The organism is Streptomyces tagetis (genome assembly GCF_018069565.1).
In the GTDB taxonomy this organism is placed as follows: Bacteria; Actinomycetota; Actinomycetes; order Streptomycetales; family Streptomycetaceae; genus Streptomyces; species Streptomyces tagetis.
In genome coordinates this window covers 367373-394037 of the sequence record NZ_JAGPNL010000006.1, presented here as the reverse complement: position 1 = coordinate 394037, position 26665 = coordinate 367373, and the positions used below count along the sequence as shown (strand labels likewise).

Annotated in this window: 22 protein-coding genes and 2 tRNA genes; 7 read left to right on the top strand and 17 right to left on the bottom strand. The window is 72.2% G+C overall.

Going from position 1 to position 26665, the window contains the following annotated elements; all coding sequences use genetic code 11:
• Nucleotides 1-19: 19 nt before the first annotated feature.
• The 4 genes from ndk to J5Y05_RS22560 all read right to left on the bottom strand — a co-directional run bounded on the left by ndk (nt 20) and on the right by J5Y05_RS22560 (nt 5131).
• Nucleotides 20-433: a nucleoside-diphosphate kinase gene (gene ndk / locus J5Y05_RS22575; RefSeq protein WP_210874858.1), complete on the bottom strand. Its 414-nt coding sequence runs from the start codon at nt 431-433 to the stop codon at nt 20-22.
• Between the two features lie 64 nt (nt 434-497).
• On the bottom strand, nt 498-863 hold the full coding sequence (locus J5Y05_RS22570) for a DUF4233 domain-containing protein (protein ID WP_210874857.1): 366 nt from the start codon (nt 861-863) through the stop codon (nt 498-500).
• Between the two features lie 6 nt (nt 864-869).
• On the bottom strand, nt 870-2390 hold the full coding sequence (gene folC, locus J5Y05_RS22565; protein WP_210874856.1) for a bifunctional tetrahydrofolate synthase/dihydrofolate synthase: 1521 nt from the start codon (nt 2388-2390) through the stop codon (nt 870-872).
• A 116-nt stretch (nt 2391-2506) separates the two neighbouring features.
• Nucleotides 2507-5131, bottom strand: coding sequence for a valine--tRNA ligase (locus J5Y05_RS22560; RefSeq protein ID WP_210874855.1), 2625 nt, complete (start codon nt 5129-5131; stop codon nt 2507-2509).
• 137 nt (nt 5132-5268) lie between these two features.
• Between J5Y05_RS22560 and J5Y05_RS22555 the strand changes: the two genes are divergently transcribed.
• Nucleotides 5269-6252, top strand: a complete 984-nt coding sequence (locus J5Y05_RS22555; RefSeq protein WP_210874854.1) for a hypothetical protein — start codon at nt 5269-5271, stop codon at nt 6250-6252.
• Nucleotides 6253-6337: 85 nt separating this feature from the next.
• On the opposite strand, the gene clpX is transcribed toward J5Y05_RS22555, so the two are convergent.
• From clpX to J5Y05_RS22530, 5 genes are all read right to left on the bottom strand, one after another.
• Nucleotides 6338-7624 (bottom strand): ATP-dependent Clp protease ATP-binding subunit ClpX, encoded by a 1287-nt coding sequence (gene clpX / locus J5Y05_RS22550; protein ID WP_210874853.1) that lies wholly within the window; start codon nt 7622-7624, stop codon nt 6338-6340.
• A gap of 180 nt (nt 7625-7804) precedes the next feature.
• Complete coding sequence (locus J5Y05_RS22545; RefSeq protein ID WP_307854040.1) at nt 7805-8485, bottom strand: ATP-dependent Clp protease proteolytic subunit; 681 nt, start codon at nt 8483-8485, stop codon at nt 7805-7807.
• Between the two features lie 131 nt (nt 8486-8616).
• Nucleotides 8617-9222, bottom strand: coding sequence for an ATP-dependent Clp protease proteolytic subunit (locus J5Y05_RS22540; RefSeq protein ID WP_210874888.1), 606 nt, complete (start codon nt 9220-9222; stop codon nt 8617-8619).
• A 310-nt stretch (nt 9223-9532) separates the two neighbouring features.
• Nucleotides 9533-10978, bottom strand: coding sequence for a trigger factor (gene tig / locus J5Y05_RS22535; RefSeq protein WP_210874852.1), 1446 nt, complete (start codon nt 10976-10978; stop codon nt 9533-9535).
• A 192-nt stretch (nt 10979-11170) separates the two neighbouring features.
• Nucleotides 11171-11247 (bottom strand) — tRNA-Pro (locus J5Y05_RS22530).
• 158 nt (nt 11248-11405) lie between these two features.
• Here J5Y05_RS22530 and J5Y05_RS22525 point away from each other — a divergent pair.
• Nucleotides 11406-11479: transfer RNA gene (locus J5Y05_RS22525), tRNA-Gly, on the top strand.
• A gap of 59 nt (nt 11480-11538) precedes the next feature.
• Here J5Y05_RS22525 and J5Y05_RS22520 read toward each other — a convergent pair.
• Complete coding sequence (locus J5Y05_RS22520; RefSeq protein ID WP_030418264.1) at nt 11539-11733, bottom strand: hypothetical protein; 195 nt, start codon at nt 11731-11733, stop codon at nt 11539-11541.
• A gap of 655 nt (nt 11734-12388) precedes the next feature.
• On the opposite strand from J5Y05_RS22520, the gene J5Y05_RS22515 reads away from it, so the two are divergent.
• On the top strand, nt 12389-13516 hold the full coding sequence (locus J5Y05_RS22515) for an acyltransferase family protein (protein ID WP_210874851.1): 1128 nt from the start codon (nt 12389-12391) through the stop codon (nt 13514-13516).
• Between the two features lie 101 nt (nt 13517-13617).
• On the opposite strand, the gene J5Y05_RS22510 is transcribed toward J5Y05_RS22515, so the two are convergent.
• From J5Y05_RS22510 to J5Y05_RS22490, 5 genes are all read right to left on the bottom strand, one after another.
• Entirely contained in the window at nt 13618-14121 is a 504-nt protein-coding gene (locus tag J5Y05_RS22510; protein WP_210874850.1) for an HD domain-containing protein, read from the bottom strand.
• Between the two features lie 77 nt (nt 14122-14198).
• Entirely contained in the window at nt 14199-15389 is a 1191-nt protein-coding gene (locus J5Y05_RS22505; protein WP_210874849.1) for a PP2C family protein-serine/threonine phosphatase, read from the bottom strand.
• A 258-nt stretch (nt 15390-15647) separates the two neighbouring features.
• Nucleotides 15648-16487, bottom strand: coding sequence for an Fpg/Nei family DNA glycosylase (locus tag J5Y05_RS22500; RefSeq protein WP_210874848.1), 840 nt, complete (start codon nt 16485-16487; stop codon nt 15648-15650).
• Nucleotides 16488-16662: 175 nt separating this feature from the next.
• On the bottom strand, nt 16663-17148 hold the full coding sequence (locus J5Y05_RS22495) for a ribose-5-phosphate isomerase (RefSeq protein WP_210874847.1): 486 nt from the start codon (nt 17146-17148) through the stop codon (nt 16663-16665).
• Between the two features lie 153 nt (nt 17149-17301).
• Nucleotides 17302-17883, bottom strand: a complete 582-nt coding sequence (locus J5Y05_RS22490) for a biotin transporter BioY (RefSeq protein ID WP_210874846.1) — start codon at nt 17881-17883, stop codon at nt 17302-17304.
• A gap of 430 nt (nt 17884-18313) precedes the next feature.
• On the opposite strand from J5Y05_RS22490, the gene J5Y05_RS22485 reads away from it, so the two are divergent.
• Together J5Y05_RS22485 and J5Y05_RS22480 are read left to right on the top strand one after the other, a co-directional pair.
• Nucleotides 18314-19693, top strand: a complete 1380-nt coding sequence (locus tag J5Y05_RS22485; RefSeq protein ID WP_210874845.1) for an amino acid permease — start codon at nt 18314-18316, stop codon at nt 19691-19693.
• Between the two features lie 143 nt (nt 19694-19836).
• A complete protein-coding gene (locus tag J5Y05_RS22480; RefSeq protein ID WP_210874844.1) occupies nt 19837-20478 on the top strand; it encodes a superoxide dismutase in 642 nt (213 codons plus the stop codon).
• Nucleotides 20479-20664: 186 nt separating this feature from the next.
• Here the strand turns inward: J5Y05_RS22480 and J5Y05_RS22475 are convergent, their stop codons facing one another.
• On the bottom strand, nt 20665-21315 hold the full coding sequence (locus J5Y05_RS22475) for a mycothiol-dependent nitroreductase Rv2466c family protein (protein ID WP_210874843.1): 651 nt from the start codon (nt 21313-21315) through the stop codon (nt 20665-20667).
• A 218-nt stretch (nt 21316-21533) separates the two neighbouring features.
• Between J5Y05_RS22475 and pepN the strand changes: the two genes are divergently transcribed.
• A complete protein-coding gene (pepN, locus tag J5Y05_RS22470; RefSeq protein WP_210874842.1) occupies nt 21534-24113 on the top strand; it encodes an aminopeptidase N in 2580 nt (859 codons plus the stop codon).
• A 247-nt stretch (nt 24114-24360) separates the two neighbouring features.
• Nucleotides 24361-25413 carry a hypothetical protein gene (locus J5Y05_RS22465; protein ID WP_210874841.1) on the top strand — a complete coding sequence of 351 codons (1053 nt, stop codon included), beginning with the start codon at nt 24361-24363 and terminating at the stop codon, nt 25411-25413.
• 60 nt (nt 25414-25473) lie between these two features.
• Here the strand turns inward: J5Y05_RS22465 and J5Y05_RS22460 are convergent, their stop codons facing one another.
• Nucleotides 25474-26613, bottom strand: a complete 1140-nt coding sequence (locus tag J5Y05_RS22460; RefSeq protein WP_210874840.1) for a serine hydrolase domain-containing protein — start codon at nt 26611-26613, stop codon at nt 25474-25476.
• Nucleotides 26614-26665 lie beyond the last annotated feature (52 nt).

Sequence of the window (26665 nt, the reverse complement as noted above, 5' to 3'; positions counted from 1 at the left end):
AAAAGGGTGATCCGGAGGTTCAGGCCCGGCCGGGGAAGAAGATCTTCACCTCGCGCTCGGCGGACTCCTCGGAGTCGGAGGCGTGGATCAGGTTCTCGCGGACGATCACCCCGAAGTCGCCGCGGATGGAGCCCGGGGCCGCCGCGACCGGGTCGGTCGGGCCGGCCAGCGCGCGCACGCCCTCGATGACGCGCTCGCCCTCGACGATCATGGCGACGACGGGGCCGGACGCCATGAACTCCATCAGCGGCTCGTAGAAGGGCTTGCCCTGGTGCTCGCCGTAGTGCTGCTCCAGCGTGTCGGTGTCCAGGGTGCGCAGTTCCAGCGCGGTGATCCGCCAGCCGGCCTTGCGCTCGATCCGGCTGATGATCTCGCCGGTCAGGCCGCGCCGGACGGCGTCGGGCTTGAGCAGGACGAGGGTGCGCTGGGTCACGGGAGGGCTCCTTCACATCACAGGGGTGCTGGACGAGAGGTTACCGGGCGTGTCGCGGCGTCCGTCACGCAGCGTCAGGCGCAGGGGTCTCGTCCTGGGCGGCCTGCGCGGCGAACCGCGCCTTCGCCTCGTCGATCTTGCGGCCGTAGTGTACGGAGGCCCACCACAGGGCGCCGAAGAGCGCCCCCATGAAGAACATCGTCGGTACGACGAAGCCGGAGGCGACCAGGGCGGCCTGGAGGGCCCAGCCGAGGGCGATGCCGCCCGGCCGGGTCACCACGCCGCACAGCGCCAGGCACAGGAACATGGCGATGCCGCTGACCGTCCACACGGTGGTCGTGGAGAGGCCGGGGTCCTTCATGGCGACCAGGGCGGCGAAGCCGATCACGAAGAACTCGCCGATGAGGGTCGAAGCGCAGAGCGTACGCACGTCGGGTCAGCCCTTCCCCAGGAGCAGTCGGGCCTCGCCGACGGTGATGACGGAGCCGGTGACGAGCACACCGCCGCCCGCGAACTCGCCCTCCTCCTCGGCCAGCGTGATCGCGGCCTCCAGGGCGTCGGGCAGCCGCGGCTCGACCTGGACGCGGTCCTCGCCGAAGACCTCGACGGCGATCGCGGCCAGCGCGTCGGCGTCCATGGCGCGGTGGGTGGAGTTCTGGGTGACGACGATCTCGGCGAAGACCGGCTCGAACGCCTCCAGCAGGCCCCGCACGTTCTTGTCGCCGCTCGCGCCGACCACGCCGATGAGCCGGCTGAACTGGAACGCCTCCCCGACCGCCTCGGCGGTGACGCGGGCGCCCGCCGGGTTGTGCGCGGCGTCCAGCACCACGGTCGGCGAGCGCCGCACGACCTCCAGGCGACCCGGTGAGGCGACGGCGGCGAAGGCCCGGCGCACGGTGTCGACGTTGAGCGGTTCGGCGCGCTCGGCGCCGACGCCGAAGAACGCCTCGACGGCGGCGAGCGCGACGGCCGCGTTGTGCGCCTGGTGGGCGCCGTGCAGGGGGAGGAAGACGTCGGTGTACTCGCCGCCGAGTCCGCGCAGGGTGAGGAGCTGGCCGCCGACGGCGACCTGGCGGGCCCCGACGCCGAACTCCAGGCCCTCGCGGGCCACGGTGGCGTCGGCGTCGACGGCCTTCTTCAGCAGGGCCTGGGCGGCCTCCACCGGCTGCTGGGCGAGGATCACGGTGGCGCCCTGCTTGATGATCCCGGCCTTCTCGGCGGCGATCTCGGCGTGGGTCTCGCCGAGCCGGTCGGTGTGGTCGAGGTCGATGGGGGTGACGACGGCGACGTCCCCGTCGATGACGTTGGTGGCGTCCCAGGAGCCGCCCATGCCGACCTCGACGACGGCGACGTCGACCGGCGCGTCGGCGAAGGCCGCGTAGGCCATGCCGGTCAGCACCTCGAAGAAGGAGAGCCGGTACTCCTCGCGGGCGTCGACCAGCTCGACGTAGGGGGCGATGTCGCGGTAGGTGTCGATGAACCGCTCGGCGGAGACGGGCGCCCCGTCGAGGCTGATCCGCTCGGTGACCGACTGCACGTGCGGCGAGGTGTACCGGCCGGTGCGCAGGTCGAAGGCGCCGAGCAGGGCCTCGATCATGCGGGCGGTGGAGGTCTTGCCGTTGGTGCCGGTGATGTGGAGGGAGGGGTAGGAGCGCTGCGGCTCCCCCAGGACGTCCATCAGGGCGGTGATCCGGGCGACGGACGGCTCCAGCTTGGTCTCGCCCCAGCGGGTGGCCAGCTCCGCCTCGACCTCGCGCAGCGCCGCGTCCACCTCGGGGTCCTCGGGCCTGCCGGGCACGTCGGCCTCGGGCGGCCCGCCCTGGGTGCGCAGGGTGCGGCTGCCGGCCTCGATGACGGCGAGGTCGGGGTCGCGCCCGGTCTCGGAGGCGACGATCTCGTCGAAGGAGTCGAGCGGGTCGGGCTGCTCGCTGCTGTCGTGCGGGGGGAGCTCACTCACGGGGACCAGTCTACGTACCCGGGTGCGGCGGACGGCCGTGGCTCCCCCGGGGCGGCGGGCACGCGAGGGCCCCCGGAGCCGGGGTGGGCTGCCGGGGGCCGTCACGTGCGGCGGGGTCACGCCTGCGGCAGGCGCTCCAACTGGGCGGCGAGGCGCGTGATGTCCTCCTCGGCCTTGGCGAGCCGGCCGCGGATCTTGTCCACGACGTGGTCGGGTGCCTTGCCGAGGAACGCCTCGTTGCCGAGCTTGGCGGTGGCCTGGGCCTTCTCCTTCTCGGCGGCGGCCAGGTCCTTGGCGAGCCGCTTGCGCTCGGCGGCCACGTCGATGGCGCCGGAGAGGTCGAGGGCGACCTCGACCCCGGCCACCGGCAGCGTCGCCGTCGCGGTGAAGGCGTCGCCCTCCGGCTGGAGCCGCAGCAACTGCCGGATGGCCGCCTCGTGCGGGGCGAGCGCCGAGCCCTCCAGGGTGAGCCGGGCCGGCACCCGCTGGCCGGGCTGGAGGCCCTGGTCGTGGCGGAAGCGGCGCACCTCGGTGATGACGGCCTGGAGGGTCTCGATCTCGCGCTCGGCGCCGGCGTCGCGGAAGCCGGGGTCGCGCGGCCAGTCGGCGACGACGACGGACTCGCCGCCGGTCAGCGTGGTCCACAGCACTTCGGTGACGAAGGGGACCACGGGGTGCAGCAGCCGCAGGGTGACGTCGAGGACCTCGCCGAGGACGCGCTTGCTGACCTCGGCGGCGGCGCCGCCCTCCTGGAAGGTGGTCTTGGACAGCTCGACGTACCAGTCGAAGACCTCGTCCCACGCGAAGTGGTAGAGGGCGTCCGACAACTTGGCGAACTGGAAGTCCTCGTAGAGGGCGTCCACGTCGGCGACGGTGCGGCCGAGGCGGGAGAGGACCCAGCGGTCGGTGGCGGACATCAGCGAGGGGTCCGGGAGCGGGCCCTTCGTGGTGGCGCCGTTCATCAGGGCGAACCGGGTGGCGTTCCAGATCTTGTTGGCGAAGTTGCGGGATGCCTGGACCCACTCCTCGCCGATGGGGACGTCGGTGCCCGGGTTGGCGCCGCGGGCCAGGGTGAAGCGGACGGCGTCGGAGCCGTAGGCGTCCATCCAGTCGAGCGGGTCGACGACGTTGCCGAAGGACTTCGACATCTTCTTGCCGCGCTCGTCGCGGACCAGGCCGGTCAGGGCGATGGTCTTGAAGGGGACCTCGCCGTCCATGGCGTACAGGCCGAACATCATCATCCGGGCGACCCAGAAGAAGATGATGTCGTGGCCGGTGACCAGGACGTCGGTCGGGTAGAACTTCTCCAGTTCCGGGGTGCGCTCGGGCCAGCCCAGGGTGGAGAAGGGCCACAGGCCCGAGGAGAACCAGGTGTCGAGGACGTCGGTGTCCTGGTGCCAGCCCTCGCCGGTGGGCGGTTCCTCGTCGGGGCCGACGCAGACGACCTCGCCGTCGGGGCCGTACCAGATCGGGATGCGGTGGCCCCACCAGAGCTGGCGCGAGATGCACCAGTCGTTCATGTTGTCGACCCAGTCGAAGTACCGCTTGGCCATGTCCTCGGGGTGGATCGCCACCCGGCCGTCGCGGACGGCGTCGCCGGCCGCCTTGGCGAGCGGGCCGACCTTGACCCACCACTGGAGGGACAGGCGCGGCTCGACGGTGGTCTTGCAGCGCGAGCAGTGGCCGACGCTGTGGACGTAGGGGCGCTTCTCGGCGACGATCCGGCCCTGGGAGCGCAGCGCGGCGACGATCGCGGAGCGGGCCTCGAAGCGGTCCAGTCCCTCGAAGGGGCCGTGCGTGGTGATGACGCCGCGTTCGTCCATGACGGTGATGGACTCCAGGCCGTGGCGGCGGCCGATGGCGAAGTCGTTCGGGTCGTGGGCGGGGGTCACCTTGACGGCGCCGGTGCCGAACTCGGGGTCGACGTGCTCGTCGGCGACGACCGGGATGGTGCGGTCGGTCAGCGGCAGCTTGATCCGCTTGCCGACGAGGTGCCGGTAGCGCTCGTCGCCGGGGTGGACGGCGACGGCGGTGTCGCCGAGCATCGTCTCGGCGCGGGTGGTGGCGACGACGAGCTTCTCGTCGCCCTCGCCGTACTCGATGGAGACGAGTTCGCCGTCGTCCTCCTGGTGCTCGACCTCGATGTCGGAGAGGGCGGTCAGGCAGCGCGGGCACCAGTTGATGATGCGTTCGGCGCGGTAGATCAGCTCGTCCTCGTAGAGCCGCTTGAAGATGGTGAGGACGGCGCGGGAGAGCCCCTCGTCCATGGTGAAGCGCTCGCGGGACCAGTCGACGCCGTCGCCGAGGCGCCGCATCTGGCCGAGGATGCGCCCGCCGTACTCCTCCTTCCACTGCCACACGCGGCGGGTGAACTCCTCGCGGCCCAGGTCGTGGCGGGACTTGCCCTCCTCGGCGAGCTGCTGCTCGACACGGTTCTGGGTGGCGATGCCGGCGTGGTCCATGCCGGGCAGCCACAGGGCCTCGTGGCCCTGCATGCGCTTGCGGCGGGTCAGGGCGTCCATCAGCGTGTGCTGGAAGGCGTGGCCCAGGTGGAGGGAGCCGGTGACGTTCGGCGGGGGGATGACGATGGTGTACGGGGGCTTCTCGCTGTGCGGGTCGGCGGTGAAGTAACCCCGCTCTACCCAGCGCTCGTACAGCTTCCCCTCTACCTCGGCCGGCGTGTACTGGGTCGGCAGTTCGGTCGTGGGGGCGGGCTGCGGATGCTGAGTGTTCTCGGTCACGGGGCTCAGTTTACGGGCGTCACCGCCCAGTACCGAAACGCGTTTCCTTTGTAACGGTGGGCCCCCCGGTGGCCTGGTCGGCGGCTCGCCGGGTGAGGATGTCAACACCATGTAAGCGTCTGGAGGGGAACCCAGAGATGAGTCACAACCAGCCGGGGCCGTACGGCGGCCCGCCCCAGCAGCCCGGTCCCTACGGGCAGCCGGGCCCGTACGGCCCGCCGCCGCAGGCCCCGCAGCCCGGCTACGGCTACCCCCAGCAGACGCCTCCCCCGCAGCCGGGCTACGGCTATCCCCAGCAGCCGGGCGGGGTCCCGCCGCAGCAGCCCCCGTACGGCCAGCAGCCGCCCTACGGCCAGCAGCCTCCGTACGGTCAGCAGCCGCCGTACGGTCAGCAGCCCTACGGCACGCCGCCGCCCCCGGCCGGCGGCGGCAGGAAGAAGACGGGCCTGATCATCGGCGCGGTGGCGGTCGTCGCGGCGATCGGCGTGGGCGCCTACCTCGTGGTGGGCGGTGGCGGCGGCGGGCTCAAGGACGACGGCGCGCACAAGCTGACCACCCCGAAGACGGTGCTCGGCGAGTACACCCTGGCCTCGCAGACCGAGTCCGGCGACGCGGACACGGCGAAGGACATGAGGAAGAGCGGTGTCGAGGACGGCACCACCATCGTGGGCCAGTGGTCGACGGCCGACCTGAGCGGCTTCGACCCCCAGGACCCCTCGACCCTGCCCGACCAGGCCGAGCTGCTGAAGGCCAAGGGCATCACCATGATGGGCGGCTACGGGAAGATCTCCGACCCGCAGGCCACCCTGGACGCCTTCTTCGCCTCCATCCAGAAGGAGCTGAAGGACAAGGGCTCCGGCGGCTCCGGCGGCATGGAGGGCCTGGAACTGGTCGGCGATCCCGAGGAGGTCGGCATCGACGGCGCGGTCGCCAAGTGCCAGTCGACGAAGGCCGTCAACGGGCTCACCAAGAAGGAGTCGACCGACTGGTTCTGCGCCTGGGCCGACCACAGCACGGTCGCCATGGTCTCGCCGGGCGACAACACGAGCACCGGCGTCGGCAAGGACACCGCGGTGGACATCACCGCCAAGCTCCGCAAAGAGATCCGGGTCGAGAACTGAGCGCCTCCTCCGGCATGGCGAAGGGCCCCGGTCGGGTGACCGGGGCCCTTCGCCGTACGCGTGTCGGGACGGGTGACGGGTGGTGTCAGGCCGTCTTCTGCTCGCCCGGTCCCCGGCCCCGCGAATCGCGGGGGATCAGGGTGGGGTTGACGTTGGAGAGGACCACGTCGGCGGTGATGACGACGCGGGCGACGTCCTTGCGGGAGGGCACCTCGTACATGACGCCCTGGAGGACTTCCTCCATGATGGCGCGCAGTCCGCGGGCGCCGGTCTGGCGCAGGATCGCCTGGTCGGCGATGGCTTCGAGGGCCTCGCGCTCGAAGTCCAGCTCCACGCCGTCGAGTTCGAAGAGGCGCTGGTACTGCTTGACCAGCGCGTTGCGCGGCTCCACGAGGATCTTCAGCAGGGCCTCGCGGTCCAGGTTGTGGACCGAGGTGAGGACGGGGAGCCGGCCGATGAACTCGGGGATCATGCCGAACTTGACCAGGTCCTCCGGCATGACCTCCTCGAACTGGTCCTTGGACTCCAGGTCGCGCTTGGAGCGGATCGTGGCGCCGAAGCCGATGCCCTTGGCACCCGCCCGGCCCTCGATGATCTTCTCCAGTCCGGCGAAGGCGCCGCCCACGATGAACAGGACGTTCGTCGTGTCGATCTGGATGAACTCCTGGTGCGGGTGCTTGCGTCCGCCCTGCGGGGGCACCGAGGCCGTGGTGCCCTCCAGGATCTTCAGCAGGGCCTGCTGGACGCCCTCGCCGCTGACATCGCGGGTGATGGAGGGGTTTTCACTCTTCCGCGCGACCTTGTCGATCTCGTCGATGTAGATGATGCCGGTCTCGGCCTTCTTGACGTCGTAGTCGGCGGCCTGGATCAGCTTCAGCAGGATGTTCTCGACGTCCTCGCCCACGTACCCCGCCTCGGTGAGCGCCGTGGCGTCGGCGATCGCGAAGGGGACGTTCAGCATGCGGGCGAGGGTCTGGGCCAGCAGGGTCTTGCCGGAGCCGGTGGGCCCGAGGAGGAGGATGTTGGACTTCGCCAACTCGATGGCGTCCTCGCGGCCTTGGGCCCCGCCGTTCTCACCGGCCTGGACCCGTTTGTAGTGGTTGTACACCGCGACGGAGAGGGCTTTCTTGGCGGCCTCCTGGCCGACCACGTAGCCCTCCAGGAACTCGTAGATCTCACGGGGCTTGGGAAGTTCCTCCCAGCGCACCTCGCTGGTCTCGGCCAGCTCTTCCTCGATGATCTCGTTGCAGAGGTCGATGCACTCGTCGCAGATGTACACACCGGGCCCTGCGATGAGCTTCTTGACCTGCTTCTGGCTCTTGCCGCAGAACGAGCACTTGAGCAGATCGCCGCCGTCACCGATGCGTGCCACGGTGTGCTTCCCCTTCGCCTGGGAGACGCCTGGACGTCGACGTCCAGCGGACTCCTGGTGCTGCCTTATGTCCGACGGTACCTTGCCCGGCCCCCCGGCCGGGCCCCCCTTGGCATGGATCGCTTTGACGTGAACCCAGCCAAACCATGCCAAGGGGCGGCAGACGATACAGCCTCCCGCCTAGCGGAGGGAGGAGTTGTCCATCTTCCGGGTGGTGATGATCTGGTCGATCAGGCCGTAGTTCAGCGCGTCCTCGGCCGTGAGGATCTTGTCGCGCTCGATGTCCTCGCGGATCTTCTCGACCGGGGTGGTCGAGTGCTTGGCCAGCATCTCCTCCAACTGCGCGCGCATGCGGAGGATCTCGTTGGCGGCGATCTCCAGGTCGGAGACCTGGCCGCGGCCGGTCTCGCTGTAGGGCTGGTGGATCAGGATGCGGGCGTTCGGCAGCGCCATCCGCTTGCCGGGCGTGCCGGCGGCCAGCAGGACGGCGGCGGCGGAGGCCGCCTGGCCCATGCAGACGGTCTGGATGTCGGGCTTCACGTACTGCATCGTGTCGTAGATGGCCGTGAGCGCGGTGAAGGAACCGCCGGGGCTGTTGATGTAGACCGAGATGTCCCGGTCGGGGTCCATCGACTCCAGGCACAGGAGCTGGGCCATGACGTCGTTGGCGGAGGCGTCGTCGATCTGCACGCCGAGGAAGATCACGCGCTCCTCGAACAGCTTCGCGTACGGGTCGTACTCGCGCACGCCCTGCGAGGTGCGCTCGACGAAGCGCGGGATGATGTAGCGGGACTCGGCCGAGGGGCCGATGTACTCGGCACGCGCACGGTCGTACAGGCCGCTGCCGGGGATGTCGTTCACGGTGTCTCCTGGAAAGGGCTGAGGCGGTCGGCTCGGGTCTGGCTGCGGGGCGTGCCGGGTGCCCGTGCGGGGTCCGGCTCGGCTGCCGCGGGGGCCCGGGAGATGCCCCGGCCACCCCGCGGGGGCGCGGGTCAGGCCCCGGTGCCGCCGCCGCCCGGCATGCCGGCGGCCGTGGCGATGACGTCGTCGATGAGGCCGTACTCCTTGGCCTCGAAGGCGTCGAACCAGCGGTCGCGGTCGGAGTCACGGGTGACCTGCTCGACCGTCTGACCGGTGTGCTGCGAGGTCAGCTCCGCCATGCGCTTCTTGGTGTGCAGCAGACGCTCGGCGTGGATCTTGATGTCCGAGGCCGAACCGGCCAGGCCCGCGGAGGGCTGGTGGATCAGGATCTCGGCGTTCGGCAGGGCGAAGCGCTTGCCGGGGGTGCCCGCGCTGAGCAGGAACTGCCCCATGGAGGCCGCGAGGCCCATGGCGATCGTCACCACGTCGTTCTTGATGTACTGCATGGTGTCGTAGATCGCCATGCCGGCCGTGATGGAGCCGCCGGGGCTGTTGATGTAGAGGAAGATGTCCTTGTCCGGGTCGGAGGCAAGGAGCAGTAGCTGCGCGGTGATCTTGTTGGCGATGTCGTCGTCCACGGGCTGCCCGAGGAAGATGATCCGCTCGTTGAGCAGCCGGTTGTAGACCTGGTCGCCGAGACCACCACCGATGGAGGGCTCGCCGGCGGCGGAGGGCATCAGATTCGTCACGTATCCACCTGCTCGTCTTAACGACGGCGCCGGGCCGTCTCACGTGTTCTGCCGGGGCTGGGGGCCATCCGTCTGGCCGTTTTCGGGGACTCCCCTGCCCTCGTACTCATGGACCCTAACGCGGTGACCCTGCGGTGCCATCCCGGTTCCCGCGGTGTTCGCTGTGAGCGCATGCAGCCGGGCCCGGCGGCCGGACACGGCCGTGCCCTGCGGGGTTTCGCCCGTACGGCCGTACGGCAGACGGGCCCCGGCATGGCTGTCCGGGGCCCGTCGTACGTCCGTGGGGGCGGCGCGAGGATCAGCCCTCGGTCTTCTCCCCGGCCTTCTCCTGGGCACCCTCGGCGGGGGCCTCGGAGGCGGCGTCGGCCGTGTCGGCGTCGGCCTCGGCGGGCGCGGCCGTCTCGTCGGTCGCGGCGGCCTCGTCGGCTTCCTCGTCGTCCTCCAGGTCGACGACCTCGCCGTTGGTGTCCTTCACGGTGGCCTTCTCGACCACGGCGGCCAGGGCCTTGCCGCGGGCGACCTCGCCGACGAGCAGCGGGACCTGGCCCTGCTCGACGACGGCCTGGGCGAACTGGTCGGGGGACATGCCGGAGGAGGCCGCGCGCCGCATGAGGTGCTCGGTCAGCTCCTCCTGGTTGACGTTGAGCTTCTCCTGCTTGACCAGTTCGTCGAGGACGAACTGGGTCTTGATGCCCTTGACGGCGGCCTCGCGCGTCTCGGTCTCGAACTCCTCGGCGGTCTTGCCCTGGAGCTCCAGGTACTTGTCGAGGGTGAGGCCCATCTGGCCGAGCTGGTGGTGCTCCAGGTTGTGCTTGCGGGTGTTGATCTCGTCCTCGAGGAGCTTCTCGGGGACGGGCACCTCGACCAGCTCCAGGAGCTTGTCGAGCACGCGCTCCTGGGCCTGCGTGGCCTGGTCGTACTGCTTCATGTCGGCCAGCCGCTTGCGGCTGTCGGCCTTCAGCTCGTCCAGCGTGTCGAACTCGGAGGCGAGCTGGGCGAAGTCGTCGTCCAGCTCGGGCAGCTCGCGCTTGGCGACCTGGGTGACCTTGACGGTGACCTCGGCCTCCTTGCCGGCCGCCGAGCCGCCCTTCAGCTCGGAGGCGAAGGTGGCCTCGCCGCCGGCCTCAAGGCCCTTGACGGCGTCGTCGATGCCGTCGAGCAGCTCGCCGGAGCCGATGGTGTACGAGACGCCGTCGGCGACGCCGTCCTCCAGCACCTCGCCGTCGACCTTGGCCCGCAGGTCGAGGGTGACGACGTCGCCCTCCTCGGCGGCGCGCTCGACCGGCGCGGTGGTGGCGAAGCGCTCGCGGAGCTGCTCCACCGACTTCTCGAGGTCCTCGTCGGTGACCTCGACGGCGTCGACCTCGACCTCGATGCCGGAGTAGTCCGGGATCTCGATGGTCGGGCGGATGTCGACCTCGGCGGTGAAGTTCAGCGTCTCGCCGTCCTTCAGCTCGGTGATGTCGACCTCGGGCTGGCCCAGCGGGTTCAGCTCGGCCTCGTTGACGGCGTCGGTGTAGAACTTGGGAAGCGCGTCGTTGACGGCCTCCTCCAGTACGGCACCGCGGCCGAAGCGCTGGTCGATGACCCGGGCAGGGATCTTGCCCTTGCGGAAGCCCTTCACCGTGACCTGCTGGTTGATCTTCTTGTACGCCGCGTCGAGGCTGTCCTTGAGCTCCTCGAAGGGCACCTCGACAGTGAGCCGAACCCGGGTCGGGTTCAGGGTCTCCACGGCGCTCTTCACGGTTCGGTCTCCTTGTGGCTGACTTCTCGGATCGCCGGGACCTGGGGCTCCGGCTGCTACGCCGCCCGGAGACTGCAGACGCTGAGACACACGGGCGTGCAGCTTGCATAGTAACGGCAGCGCCTCCACGTCCCCAAAGGCGATCACGGGGACCGGCCGCCGGAGGGGCCGCGGCCGGGGACGGCCGGCGGATGGTCGGGGTGGCGGGATTTGAACCCACGGCCTTCCGCTCCCAAAGCGGACGCGCTACCAAGCTGCGCCACACCCCGTCTGGTGCGACACGTAGGGTACATGCCGCCGCGCGCCGCGGCCTCCGGGTTCTTCCGTCCGTGACGGTGCGGCACGGCCGGGAACGGGGTGTGCGCGCACCGGGGCCGACCCGCTACGATGCCTCCAGTGCCGCGGCGGTGACCGCGGCGCGTCGTGTGCGGGCGTAGCTCAATGGCAGAGCACTAGTCTTCCAAACTAGCTACGCGGGTTCGATTCCCGTCGCCCGCTCCACTCCTGGTCTCCGGCCCGGTCCCCTGTGTGGGGGCCGGGCCGGAGCCGTTCGGCGCCGGCTAGAAGCGGATCGAGTTGATCGTGTCCGCTATCGAGTTCAGGAACCGCTGGATGTCGTCGGCCATGCCCGTGGAGGCGAGGAAGAAGCCGAAGAGGATCGCCACGATCGCCGGGCCCGCCTTGAGGGAGCCGCCGCGCAGCAGCACCACCAGGATGATCGCCAACAGCAGCACCACGGACAGTGAAATGGCCACAACTGATCACACCCTCGGTCGGTCCGCACTCCCGGCCCTGGGGCGCAATCCGGCGCACCCCCGCCAGAACCATCGTGCCACCAACCGGGCCCCACTATGCGGCAGGTGACACAACGTCCGCGGCGGAACCCGGCCGGGGCGGCCCGGGTGAGGGCCGGCGGAGCGGGGCCGCGGGGTGCCGTACAGGAATTCGACGGGGCACTCGCACGGGGAATTCCGGCCACGTCGTTTCGCTGCCCACACACCTTCTCCGCAGGAAATACGAATTCGCGTGGCGGGGCGCGGCGGTGGCGTGTGGCCGAGAAGTGCGGGCGCTCCGGCGGCGCGTTCCGGGCCGCCTTCGGGTGTCCTTATGTGCGCCTGAGAAGCGATGAATCATGACAAGCCGGGAGCGTCTCCCCCTCCGGTGCGGGGCAGGCCGCCGGGCGGCACCATGCCGCCGTGTGGGGCCGGTCACGTAATCCGGCAGGTCAACTCTCCGGGAATTGCGGGTAGTCGCGCACCGAGCCGTGAAGCCGAATACAGGAATGACGTGGATGGTTTTACGGAATCACTCGGACAACGCTAGGGTGCCTCAGATGTTGAACGCTGCCTCGTCCCCCACAAACGCAGCGGGGTCCCGGACCCGCCCGCCCGGCCGAGGGCGGGAGGCCGTATGACCGACTCGCTGCCGTCGCAGGACCGTGCGGCCCCCTCCGGCGCCCGGCGCGACCCCTTCTTCGACAACGCCAAGTACCTGGCGATCGTGCTGGTGGCCATGGGCCACGCGTGGGACCCGCTCAACGACGACAGCCGGGTCATCGACACGCTGTACACCGTCGTGTACGTCTTCCACATGCCGGCGTTCATCATCATCTCCGGCTATTTCTCGCGCAGTTTCGACATGCGCCCGGACCGGCTGCGCCGGCTCGTGACCGGGATCGCCGTCCCGTACGTCGTCTTCGAGACCGCGTACGCCCTCTTCCAGCGCCACGTCGCCGGGGACGGGGGGCACGACATCAGCCTCATGTCCCCCTGGTACCTGACCTGGTTCCTGTGCGCGCTGTTCGTGTGGCGTCTGACCACCCCGTTGTGGAAGACGATCCGCCACCCGCTCGCGGTCTCGCTGGTCGTCGCCATGCTGGCGTCGGTCTCCCCGTCGATCGGCTACGACCTGGGCATGCAGCGGCTGTTGCAGTTCCTGCCGTGCTTCGTGCTGGGCCTGTGCCTGCGGCCCGAGCACTTCACCATGGTGCGGCGCCGCGCGGTGCGGGTGCTGTCGGTGCCGGTGTTCGCGGCGGCCCTGCTGGTCGGCTGGTTCGTGTCGCCGAACATGGACGCGGGCTGGATCTACCGCAACTCGGCCGCGCAGGACATGGGCGCGCCCTGGTGGATCGGGCCGGTGATGGTCCTCGCCCTCTTCGGCTGCTCGGTGCTGCTGACGGCCTGCTTCTTCGCCTGGGTGCCGGGCCGCCACACGTGGTTCACGTCGCTGGGCGCCGGCACGCTCTACGGGTACCTGCTGCACGGTTTCCTGATCAAGGCCGGCTACATCGGCGACTGGTACTCCCACCCCGCCCTGCACCAGCCGCTCGGCGAACTCGCGCTGACCGTGCTGGCCGCGGTGGCGGTCACCCTGCTGTGCACCGCGCCGGTGCGGCGGGCGCTGCGCTGCGTGATGGAGCCGCGGATGGAGTGGGCGTTCCGCCGGGACGCGGCCGAACTCGCCCGCGAGCGCGGGGAACGCGGGGACCACGCGGAACGCGAGCCGTCCGGGGAGCGCCGGGAGAAGGTCTCCGCCTAGCCGGTTGGCCGGCCGCCTGGCCCGTTGGCCGGTTGGCCGCCTGGCCGGGTGCCCGCCTGGCCCGGTGGCCGGTTGACGGGGGGGGCCGGCCGCCCCGCCGTCTACGAGCCGTCGCCCGGGGCGTCCCGCTCGTCCCCGGTGCGCGGCGTCTCCGGCAGGCCGAGGAGTGCGCGCATCCGCGTGTACTTCGCGGTCAGCCGGGCGCGGGTGGCCGCGTCGAGGAGGGCGAGCCGGTCCGGGTCCGCGTTGTGTGCGAGGTCGGCCTCCTTGACCAGGGCGGCGCCCGGTGTGGCCAGGACGCGGGCCGCGTACGCCTGCGGGGTCTCCCCGGGGCTTCTGGTGAGGGCGAGGACGATGTCCTTGGTGCGGCGGCTGAGCGCGGCCTCGCGCAGCCACCGCTCGCTGAGGGCGTCGTCCTCGACGGCGTCGTGCAGCCAGGCCGCGGCGATCTGGTCCGCGTCCCCGCCGCGGCGCCGGACGCCCTCGGCGACGGCCCGCAGGTGCTCGGCGTAGGGGCGGCCCGCCTTGTCCCTCTGGCCCGCGTGGGCCTCGCGGGCCAGCGCCTCGACCTCGGGCAGGGTGAGCGGTGGGGTGGTGGGGTGCACGCGCCCCAGTGTGCCAGGGGTCTTCCGGAGGGCCCTTCCCCGGCGGGCCGCGACCGCGGGCCCCGCGGTCGCCGGGGTCAGCCGTCCAGGAGTGCCTGGGCCCCCGCGGAGGGGCCCTCCCGGCTGATCAGCAGGAGCGCGCGGTCGTCGTTGACGTCCTTGGCCACCGCCTCGATCAGGTGCCAGGCGGCGCCGTGGAAGCCTCCGGCGACATAGCGGTCGGCCTCGCCGGTGAGCCGGTCGATGCCCTCGGTGATGTCCCGTTCGGCGGTCTCCACCAGCCCGTCGGTGAAGAGCATCAGCACGTCGCCGGGGCGCAGGGAGCCCTTCACCGGGTCGAACTGGGCACCGTCGTACACGCCGAGCAGCGGGCCCTCGGCGGACTTCTCCTCCCAGCGGCCGGTGCCCGCGCTGAGCTGGAGGCCCGGCGGGTGCCCGGCGGAGTACAGCTCGTAGTCGCCCGAGTCGAGGTCGAGGACGAGGTGGATGGAGGTGGCGAAGCCCTCGTCCCAGTCCTGGCGGAGCAGGTAGCCGTTGGCGGCGGGCAGGAAGGCGTGCGGGGGCAGGCTGCCCAGCAGTCCGCCGAAGGCGCCGGAGAGCAGCAGCGCGCGGGAGCCGGCGTCCATGCCCTTGCCGGAGACGTCGGTGAGGACGACCTCCAGGGTCCGGCCGCCGCCGGTGCGGGCGGCGACGACGAAGTCGCCGGAGAAGGACTGGCCGCCCGCCGGGCGCAGCGCCATCTCCCGGTGCCAGCCCAGGGGCAGGGTGGGCAGCTTGCTCTGGACGCGGATGCGTTCGCGCAGGTCGAAGAGCATGGTGCCGCCGCGCCGCCAGGGCACGCCGACGCGGCTGCGGAACTGGGCGATCAGCAGGCCGAAGAATCCGCAGGCGGCGACGACCAGGACCACGCCGGGGGTGACCCGGGAGGGGCCCTCGGTGTACGGGCCGAGGCGCACCGACTCGACGATCAGTGCCGTGGCCGCCGCCGCGTAGAGGCCGAGCAGGCTGGCCGGGCGCAGCAGCAGTCCGCCGGCGACGATCGGCAGGACCAGCGCGGCGGGCGAGAACCACACGGAGTTCATCATCGTGGTGGCCGCGATCACGGGGATCGTCAGCAGCAGTCCGGCCAGCGCGATCCAGTCGGAGCCGTCGCCGCGGAAGTAGTCGACGGCGGATCTGCGCAGCCCGACGCGGGCCCGGTGCCACTGCTTCTTCAACCGGGCCGTGAACGTCTCGGCTTCCGCGCGCCGCTGTCGTCCTGCTGCCATCAGTTCGGGACCCTATCCATCGGACCGGCCGCTCGGTACGGGAGGTCCTGGTTGTCCCCCGTCCGAGCCCGGCTCACCGTGCTCGTCACCGGCGGTCCTCCGGCGGCCGGCCGGCGGATGTCGCCTCGCTCTGTCGCGGGCCCCGGTGGTCGCGGCCCCCCTGGCCCAAGACGGTACCGGCCCGGCGGGCGGCCGAGGGGAGAAAACGGGAGGCCGAGGGTACGGCTTCCGGCCGGACGCAACCTTCCTGACGGGGCGTCAGGAGCGCTGGCAGGTGGGGCACCAGAAGAGGTTGCGGGCGGCGAGCCCGGCGGTGCGGACCTCGTCGCCGCACAGGTGGCAGGGGAGGCCGGCCCGGCGGTAGACGTAGACCTCGCCGCCGTGGTCGTCGACGCGGGGCGGGCGGCCCATCGCCTCGGGGGTGTGCTCGGGGCGGACGGTGTCGATGCGGTTGAGGCGCACGCCCTCGCGCATGAGTTCGGTCAGGTCCTGCCAGAGGGCGTCCCATTCGGCGCGGGTGAGGGAGCGGCCGGGCCGGTAGGGGTCGATGCCGTGCCGGAAGAGGACCTCGGCGCGGTAGACGTTGCCGACGCCGGAGACGACCTTCTGGTCCATGAGGAGGGCGGCGATGGTGGTGCGGCTGCGCGAGACGCGGGCGTAGGCGGCGTCGGGGTCGGCGTCGTGGGGGCGCAGCGGGTCGGGGCCGAGCCGGTCGTGCACGGCCTGCTTCTCGGGCGGGGTGACCAGGGCGCAGGTGGTGGGTCCGCGCAGGTCGAACCAGGTGGTGGCGTTGGCCAGGCGCAGCCGGACGGTGTCCGTGGGCGGCGGGGGCTGCGGCGGGTCGCCGGTGGTGGCGCCGAAGGTGACCTTGCCGAAGAGGCCGAGGTGGATGTGGACCCAGTCGGCGGGTTCGCCGTCGCCGCCGAAGCCGAGGAAGAGGTGCTTTCCGTGGGCGTCGGCGGTGCGCAGGACGGTGCCGGTGAGCAGGGCGGCGCCGTCGCTGAACTTGCCCTGGGGGCTGGTGACGCGCACGGTGGTGCCGGCGAAGGCGGCGGCGCAGTCCTCGGCCAGCCGGTGGATGGTGTGCCCTTCCGGCACGGACGTGGTCCTTTCTCTGCCCGGTCTGTCTCCGCCCGGGGCTTTCCCCGCCCGGGGCATTCCCTGACCCGCCGCGCGGAGGCCGCCGCGGGGGCGAAAGCGGGTGCCGGGCGGGCGCGGCTGCCCGGGGCGGGTGTGCCCCGGGGCCGCGTGCCGTCGGCGGTCGCCGTCGGGGTTACCGCTGCGGGTGGTGCGGGGGGATCGGGGGGAGGTCGCCGGTGGTCTCGTACGCGGAGAGCATGTCGATGCGGCGGATGTGCCGCTCGTCGCCGGAGAAGGGCGTGCCGAGGAAGGTCTCGACGAACTTCGTCGCCTCCTCCCGGCTGTGCATGCGGGCGCCGACCGCGACGACGTTGGCGTTGTTGTGCTGCCGGCCGAGGGCGGCGGTCTCCTCGCTCCAGGCGAGCGCGGCGCGGACGCCCTTGACCTTGTTGGCGGCGATCTGCTCGCCGTTGCCGGAGCCGCCGATCACGATGCCGAGCGAGTCGGGGTCCGCGGCCGTCTTCTCGGCGGCGCGGAGGCAGAAGGGCGGGTAGTCGTCCTGGGCGTCGTAGAGGTGCGGTCCGCAGTCGACGGGCTCGTGGCCCGCCTCCTTCAGCCACTCGACGAGGTGGTTCTTGAGTTCGTAGCCCGCATGGTCGGAGCCGAGATACACGCGCATGCGACGAGTGTGACACGGGGTCCACGGGGCGCGGGCGGCGGGTGACGGCGGACGGTGCCCCTCGTCGCGCCCGGGGCGGCGGCCGGATGTGTCCCGGTACGCGAAGAGGTCCGCCGGGCGGTGCCGGCGGACCTCGTGCGCGGGGGCGGCCGGTCAGCGGCGGCCGAGCAGCTTCCAGGCGGTGGGGAGCACGCCCATGGCCAGGGCGGCCTTGAGCGCGTCGCCGATCAGGAACGGGGTGAGCCCGGCGGCGATGGCGGCACCGGCGGACATGCCGGTGGACAGGGCCAGGTAGGGGACGCCGACGGCGTAGACGACGGCGGAGCCGAGCAGCATCGTGCCGGCCATCCGCCAGGCGGAGCGGTCGGCGCCGCGGCGGGCGAGGGCGCCGACGGCCGCGGCGGCGAGCATCATGCCGAAGACGTAGCCGAGGGAGGGGGCGAGGGCGCCGGAGCCGCCCTCGGCGAACCAGGGCATGCCGGCCATGCCGACCAGCGCGTACAGCGCGAGGGAGAGCAGGCCGCGGCCGGCGCCGAGGGAGGTGCCGACGAGGAGCGCCGCGAAGGTCTGGCCGGTCACGGGTACCGGGGAGCCCGGCACGGGCACCGCGATCTGGGCCGCGAGGCCGGTGAGGGCGGCGCCGCCGGCGACGAGCGCGGCGTCCCGGACCCGGGAGGAGGGGATGAGATCGGCGAGGACCAGCCCGGTGCGGGCGGGGACGGCAGCGGTGCTCATGGGGACTCCGCGGTGGTGTGGACATGTCGGACACGGCGACGCTATCCCAGCGGGCGGCGGCCGATCACCAGCAGTGCCCGACAAGGCGGGGTCGGGGGCTTGGTGGGCTCCCGACAAAGGACGCGCGGCATGCGTGGTCCGGGGTGATGCCGGTCACTGAGGTGACGAGGCGGGCGTCACCCGCGCGCCGGCCGGGAGGGGGTGGCGGGGACTGTGGGGTTCCACCAACTCGGCGTGCCCGCGCGGGAACAGGGAGCCGAGTAGCCGTACGATCACCCGGCGTACCGGAGCTGTCCGTATCGTGGGCAGCGCCTGTCGCGCGGGAGCGGCGCGTCCCAGACTGTGGGCGTTTTACCCACCCCCGCTCCCCGCGTCCCCCACGCACCCGCACCCCGTCACCTCCCCCCACGCATTGGACGATCCGCGCCCCATGTCCAGCACCACCACGAAGACACCGCCCCGCCCGGACGGGAACTCGCTCTCGCACGGTCTCAAGCAGCGCCATCTGTCGATGATCGCCCTCGGCGGGGTGATCGGCGCGGGGCTGTTCGTCGGTTCCGGGGCGGGCATCGCCGCCGCCGGCCCCTCGATCGTCCTCGCCTACACGCTCTCCGGCCTCCTGGTGATGCTGGTGATGCGGATGCTGGGCGAGATGTCGGCGGCGTACCCCTCGTCGGGGTCCTTCTCCGCGCACGCGGAGCGCGCCTTCGGTCCCTGGGCCGGCTTCACCGCGGGGTGGGGCTTCTGGGTGCTGCTGTGCACGGCGGTCGGGCTGGAGGGCATCGGCGCCGCGCAGATCGCGTCCGACTGGCTGCCGGGCACGCCGGAGTGGGCGTGGGTCGCGCTGTTCATGGCGGTGTTCTGCGGCGCCAACCTGGCGGCGGTGCGCAACTTCGGCGAGTTCGAGTTCTGGTTCGCCGCGCTCAAGGTCGGCGCGATCTCGCTCTTCCTGCTGCTGGGCGTCCTCGCCATCGCCGGTGTGCTGCCGGGGGCCGACGCGCCGGGCACCACGCACCTGGGCGAGCTGATGCCGCACGGCGGGGAGGGCCTGGTCATCGGCCTGCTCGCCTCGGTCTTCGCGTACGGCGGCCTGGAGACGGTGACCATCGCGGCGGCCGAGTCGGAGAACCCGGTCAAGGGCGTGGCGATGGCGGTGCGCACGGCGATGTGGCGGATCGCCCTCTTCTACATCGGGTCGATGGCGGTCATCGTCACCCTGGTGCCGTGGGACTCGCCCGCGGTGGTCGAGAAGGGCCCCTACGTCGCCGCCCTCGACTCGCTGGGCATCCCGGGCGCGGCCCAGCTCATGAACGTCGTCGTCTTCGTCGCGCTGCTGAGCGCGATGAACGCCAACATCTACGGCGCCTCCCGCATCGCCTACTCGCTGGTGGAGCGCGGTCAGGGCCCGAAGGCCCTCGGCCGGGTCTCGGGCGGGGTGCCGCGGCGGGCGGTGCTCGCCTCCAGCGCCTTCGGCTTCGGCTGCGTGCTGCTGAGCTACTGGCGGCCGGACGACGTCTTCTCCTGGCTGCTCAACATGATCGGCGCGGTCATCCTGGTCGTCTGGATCTTCATCGCCGCCTCCCAGTTGCGGCTGCGGCGCCGGATGGAGCGGGAGGAGCCGGAGAAGCTGGTGGTGCGCATGTGGCTGTTCCCGGGGCTGACGGTGGTGGCGCTGGCGGGGATGGCCGCGGTGTTCTGGCTGATGGCGCGTGAGCCGGACACGCGGGTGCAGCTCTACTCGACGGGTGCCATGACGCTGGCGCTGGCCGGCGCCGGGTACCTCCGGCAGCGGCGGCGGGCCCGCGCCTGACGCGGACCACGGCCCGGGGGCCCTCGTACGGAACCGTTTCCGTACGAGGGCCCTTTTCGCGTGCCCTGCCGTGCCCGTCCCCTCTTCTGCTGCTAGCGTGCACTTGCAAGCTCTTTGCAATAAGCGTCCGGAGGGGATCTCCCATGCCCGTCTACACACTTCCTGAACTGCCCTACGACTACGCGGCGCTCGCCCCCGTGATCAGCCCCGAGATCATCGAGCTGCACCACGACAAGCACCACGCGGCGTACGTCAAGGGCGCCAACGACACGCTGGAGCAGCTCGCCGAGGCGCGGGACAAGGAGACGTGGGGCGCGATCAACGGGCTGGAGAAGAACCTCGCCTTCCACCTGTCCGGGCACATCCTGCACTCGATCTACTGGCACAACATGACCGGTGACGGCGGCGGCGAACCGCTGGCCGCGGACGGGGTGGGCGACCTCGCGGACGCCATCGCCGAGTCGTTCGGCTCCTTCGCCGGGTTCAAGGCGCAGCTCTCCAAGGCGGCGGCGACCACGCAGGGCTCCGGCTGGGGCGTCCTCGCCCACGAGCCGCTGAGCGGCCGGCTGATCGTGGAGCAGGTCTACGACCACCAGGGCAACGTCGGCCAGGGCGCGACGCCGATCCTCGTCTTCGACGCCTGGGAGCACGCCTTCTACCTCCAGTACAAGAACCAGAAGGTCGACTTCATCGAGGCGATGTGGAAGGTCGTGAACTGGCAGGACGTGGCCAGGCGCTACGAGGCCGCCAGGTCGCGGACGAACACGCTGCTGCTGGCGCCCTGAGCGCCGGACCCCGACGTCCTGTCTCGTGATCGTCTTCTCACCCTTCACGGCGGCAGGCGCACAGGGGAAGCCCCCGCGAGGACGTGACTCGCGGGGGCTTCCCGTGTGCCGGGGGGGCACCCTCCGGGTGCGGGCGGGGTGCCCTCGTAGGTTCGCGCGGTGCCTTCAGAGGTTCGCGCGCCGCCCTCAGAGGTTGCTGAAGTCCGGCCCCTTGGTGCGGGTGCGCTTGATCTCGTAGAAGCCGGGGACGGAGGCGACGGCGAGGGTGCCGTCCCAGAGGCGGGCCGCCTCCTCGCCCCGCGGCGCCGGGGTGACGACCGGGCCGAAGAAGGCGATCTGCTCGCCGTCGGCGCCGGGCACGGCGATGACCGGGGTGCCGACCTCCTGGCCGACCTTGTCGATGCCCTCCTGGTGGGAGGCGCGGAGCTGCGGCTCGTAGGGGGTGTCGTCCCAGTGGCCGAGGAGGGACTCGGGCAGTCCGGCGTCCTTCAGCGCGGCGGCGACGGTCTCCCGCGTGGGTTCCTCGCCCTGGTTGTGGAAGCGGGTGCCGAGCGCGGTGTAGAGGTCGCCGAGCACCTCGGGCCCGTGCTCCTCGCGGGCGGCGATGACGACCCGGACCGGGCCCCACGCCTTGGTCTCCAGCAGTTCCCGGTACTGCTCGGGCAGCTCGTCGAGCCGGTCCTCGTTGAGCACGGCGAGGCTCATCACGTGCCAGCGGACCCGCACGTCGCGGACCTTCTCCACCTCCAGCATCCACCGCGAGGTCATCCAGGCCCAGGGGCACAGCGGGTCGAACCAGAAGTCGACGGGGGTCTTGCCGGAGTCGGTCTCGGACATGGCTCTCCTCGGTAAGGACATGGCGGGCGCTCTCGGCGCGTCTCTCCAGCGCAACACCGTCCGGCGCCCGGCGCATTCCCGGCCGGCGGCGGGCTTCCGCGCGCGGCCGGCCCGGGGCCGCGCGCCCCGCCCGGGACATTCCCCCATACCGGGCACGGGGACCGCGTGGCAGGATCGGTGGCGTCCACATCGTGAACACCACCGAGGGAGTGCCGCCCGTGCCCGGAGAGAATCTGTCCCGCGACGAGGCCCGGGAGCGGGCCGCCCTGCTCCGCGTCGACGGGTACGAGGTGTCCCTCGACGTGCGCTCGGCGACCGGCGCGGCCGACGGTGGCGAGCCGCGCACCTTCCGCTCCGTCACCACGATCCGCTTCCGCTGCAACGAGCCCGGCGCCGCGAGCTTCGCGGACCTGATCGCGCCCGGCGTGACCGCGGTCAGCCTCAACGGCCGCGACCTCGACCCGAGCGAGGTCTTCGACGGCACCCGCATCGTCCTGGAGGACCTGGCCGCCGACAACGAGCTGGTCGTCGACGCCCAGTGCGCCTACTCGCGCACCGGCGAGGGCATGCACCGCTTCGTCGACCCCGAGGACGGCGAGGTGTACCTGTACACCCAGTACGAGCCCGCCGACGCGCGCCGGGTCTTCGCCAACTTCGAGCAGCCGGACCTCAAGGCGCCCTACCGCTTCGAGGTGCGGGCACCCGAGGAGTGGACGGTGTGGAGCAACGGCGCCGGCGAACGGAGCGACGGCGTCTGGCGGTTCGCCGAGACCAAGCCGATCTCGACGTACATCACCTGCGTCGTCGCCGGTCCGTACCACTACGTGACGGACACCTACTCCCGTACCCTCGCGGACGGTTCGACGCTGGAGATCCCGCTCGGCGCCCTGTGCCGCAAGGGCCTGGCCCCGCACTTCGACGCGGAGGACGTCTTCCTCGTCACCAAGCAGGGCCTGGACTTCTTCCACGACCACGTCGACTACCCGTACCCCTTCGGCAAGTACGACCAGGCGTTCGTGCCGGAGTACAACCTCGGCGCGATGGAGAACCCCGGACTGGTCACCTTCCGCGAGGAGTTCATCTTCCGCGGCAAGGTGACGCAGGCGTCCTACGAGAGCCGCGCCAACGTGATCCTGCACGAGATGGCGCACATGTGGTTCGGCGACCTGGTCACCATGGAGTGGTGGGACGACCTGTGGCTGAAGGAGTCCTTCGCCGACTTCATGGGCGCTTTCTCGCTGGTCGGCGCGACCCGCTTCACCGACGGCTGGATCACCTTCGCCAACCGCCGCAAGTCCTGGGCGTACCGGGCCGACCAGTTGCCCTCGACGCACCCGGTCACCGCGGACATCCGCGACCTCCAGGACGCCAAGCTCAACTTCGACGGCATCACCTACGCCAAGGGCGCCTCCGTCCTCAAGCAACTCGTCGCCTACGCGGGCCAGGACGCCTTCCTGGAGGGTGCCCGCCGCTACTTCAAGCGGCACGCCTACGGCAACACCCGCCTCGGCGACCTGCTGGCGGTGCTGGAGGAGACCAGCGGGCGCGACATGGCCGCCTGGGCGCGCTCCTGGCTCCAGACGGCGGGCGTCAACACGCTGACGCCGCAGGTGCTGCTGGACGCCGGCGGCCGGGTCGACGAGCTGGCGGTGGTGCAGGAGGCGGCCGAGTCCCACCCCGAACTGCGCCCGCACCGGGTGGCGGTGGGGCTGTACCGGCGCACCGCCGGCGGCGCGCTGGAGCGGTACGCGCGGGCCGAGGCGGACGTCGAGGGGCCGCGTACGGTGGTGGCGGAGCTGGCCGGGGCCGAGGCGCCGGACCTGGTCCTGGTCAACGACGACGACCTCACCTACTGCAAGATCCGCTTCGACGAGACGTCCCTGGCCACGCTGCGCGAGGGGCTCGGCGCACTCACCGACCCGCTGGCGCGGGCGCTGTGCTGGGGCGCCCTGTGGAACATGACCCGGGACGCGCTGCTGCCGGCCCGGGACTTCGTCGCGCTGGTGCTGCGCTTCGCGGGCCGCGAGTCCGACATCGGCGTCCTGCAGATGCTGCACGCCTGGGCCCGGTCGGCGCTGGTGCACTACGCGGCCCCCGCCTGGCGGGAGAGCGGCGGCCGGCTGCTGGCCGAGGGCGCGCTGCGGGAGCTGCGCCGGGCCGAGCCGGGCGGTGAGCCGCAGCTCGCGTGGGCCCGGTTCCTCGCGGCGGTGGCCTCCGGCGAACCGGAACTGGCGCTGCTGCGCGGCCTGCTGGAGGGCACCGAGAAGATCGAGGGCCTGGAGGTGGACCAGGAGCTGCGCTGGGCGTTCCTGGAGCCGCTCGCCGCGCACGGCGCCGCCGACGAGGGCGTCCTCGCCGCCGAACTGGCCCGCGACGACACGGCCTCCGGCAAGCGCCATCAGGTGCGCTGCCTGGCCGCCCGCCCGTCCGAGGCGGTGAAGGCGCAGGCGTGGGCGCAGGTGGTGGAGTCCGACGCGCTCTCCAACGCGCTGGTGGAGGCGACCATCGCGGGCTTCGCGCAGCCCTCCCAGCGGGAGCTGCTCGCGCCGTACGCCCACCGGTACTTCGGGGCGATCGAGCGGGTGTGGACCGAGCGGTCCATCCAGATCGGGATGGTCGTGGTCCAGGGCCTGTTCCCGGCGCTGCGGGACTCGCCCGGGACGCTGGAGGCGACGGACGCGTGGCTCGCGGAGCACGAGGGGGCCGCCCCGGCGCTGCGCCGGCTGGTGCTGGAGGCGCGGGACGACCTGGCGCGGGCGCTGCGCGGCCAGGAGTGCGACGCGGCGGCGGCCGGCTGAGCCGGCCGGAGCGCGGGGGCCGTCCCGGGTGTCCTGCACCCGGGACGGCCCTATCTCTGGCCAAGACTTCGGCGCTGCGTCATCGTTACCGAATCCGGGCACAGGAGGCCGTAACCTCTGGTCACACCCGAACGGACCAGCGCCTTCGGCATCCGAACACCCGTCCTTGAGGACGGGCTTGTCCGGGTTTGCCGACGGACGTGTAACAGTGGTTAAAAGCTGGACGGGTCACGGGAAGTCCCTGGTCATGACGCACGACTTCCCGCTCTCCCCCCACCCCCTGACCGATCCGGCCCCCGGCGGGCCCCGGGTGCTCTCCGCCGCGCAGTTGCGGGCGCACGGTGTCACCGCCGCCGAGGCCGACGAGCGGTGCCGCCCCGGCGGCCCCTGGCAGCGGCTGCTGCCCGGTGTGGTCCTGCTCCGCCCGGGTCCGCCGACCGGCGAGGAGAAACTGCACGCGGTGCTCTTGTACGCGGCGCGGGCGCGGGCCCCCAGAGCGGCGACGGCCTGCGGCGCCCCGGTCCGGCCCGGCCCCGCGGAGCCGCCCGAACCGTACGCGGAGGCCGTGGTCACGGGCCTGGCGGCGCTGGCCCTGCACGGGGTGCGCTCCGCTCCCCCGCTGCCGTCGCTGGCCGCCGTCGACGTGCTGGTGCCGCGGCTGCGGCGGCTGCGTTCCACGGGCTGCGCCCGGATCGTGCGCACGGCCGCGCTGCCGACGGCGGTACGGATCGACGGCGTCCCGGTGGCGCCGGTGGCGCGGGCGCTGGCCGACGCGGTGGCCGGGGAGACGGACGGGGCCGTGATCCGCCGGCTGCTGGCCGAGGCGGTGCGCGGCGGGCACTGCGATCCGGCGGCGGCGGTGCGGGAGCTGAACCGGGCACGGCTGCTGGACCGGCCGCAGGTGGTGGCCGCGGTGGACTCGCTGGTGGCGGAGGGGCGGGCGCTCGCGGAGGACCGGCTGTACCGGATGGTCCGGGTGCACGGGCTGCCGGACCCGCTGTGGAACGTGGACCTGCGGCTGCCGGGCGGACCGCACCTGGGCGGACTGGACGCCTACTGGCCGGAGCAGGCGGTGGCGCTGGAGCTGCGCACCCGGGCCCGCCGAAGGGCCGGGGACGGCGAGGCGCCGGAGCCGGGTCCGCTGCGGGAGCATCTGGAGCGGCTCGGCATCACGGTCGTGCGCGTCACGCCGCGGGCGCTGCGGGAGACGCCGGAACAGCAGGCGACGGTGGTCCGTACGGCGCTGATGGCGGCGGCCGACCGGGAGCCGGCCGCGTACGTGGTGGTACTGCCCCGCTAGGGCATGTGCGGGGGAGGGGGCGGCCGGCGGGCGCCGGTGACGTCCCTCCCCCGCGCCGCGTCACTCGCGGCAGAACTCGGCCTCGACCACCGCCTCGACGTCGCCGCTCCAGTCGCCGTTGAAGTTGAAGGCGAGGGCGTGGCGGCCGTCGCGGGTGGTGACCGCCTCCGAGGTGGAGCCGTGGATGCCGCCGCCGTGGCCCCAGACGGTCACCCCGCAGCTCAGCCTGGTCTTCATCAGCCCCAGCCCGTACTCGGTCCGGTCGTCCATCGGGACCGTCGTGGTCATCTCGGCCAGTTGCCGGGGCGGGAGCAGCCGGCCGCGGAGCAGGGCGGTGTAGAAGCGGGTCAGGTCGTCCGAGCCGGAGATCATCTCGCCGGCCGCGTAGGCGATGGACGGGTTGATCCGGGTGACGTCGTAGGTGGGGCCGCTCGTCGTCTCGGCCAGCTTCGAGTACGCGCGGCTGCTGGGCCGGGGCAGGTCGGCGCGGGTGCCGGGGACGGAGGTCGAGCCCAGCCCGAGGGGCTGGACGACGCGCCGGCGGACCTCCTCGCCGTAGGGGCGGCCGGTCGCCTTCTCGATGACGAGGCCGGCGAGCACGTAGTTGGTGTTGGAGTAGTTCCAGGAGGTGCCCGGCGCGAAGTCGGGCCGGTGGCGCAGGGCGATGGCGACCGCCTGGCGCGGGGGCATGGTGTCGAAGCGGTGGGCGAAGAAGCCGTCGGCGGTGAAGTACCGGCGGCCGAACTCCTCGTCGGCCGTGTAGTTGGCGATGCCGCTGGTGTGGTTGAGGAGTTGGCGCAGGGTGATCCTGGTGCCGTCGTGGCCGTTGCCCCGCACCAGTCCGGGCAGCCACCGGTCCACCGTGTCGTCGAGCGACAGCCTTCCCTCGGCCTCCAGTTGGAGGACGACGGTGGCGACGAAGGTCTTGGCGATGCTGCCCACCCGGTAGTGGTCGTCCGCCGAGCGGGGCCGGCCGGTGGAGAGGTCGCCGACGCCCGCGGTGGCGGACCAGGTGCCGTGGGCGTCCCGGGCGGTCGCGGTCACGCCGGGCACTCCGTCGGCGACCGTGGCGTGCAGGGCGCGGCGGGTGGCGTCGTGTCCGGTGCCGGGACGGGGGGCCGCCACGGCGGGTACGGCCAGCGCGGCCGACAGCAGGGCGGCGGTGGCGGTCACCAGGGCGGCTCGTCTGCGTGTGGTCATGGGTCGTCCCCATCCTCTGCTCCGCTGGTGCGCCCACCGGGCGGTGGGCGCC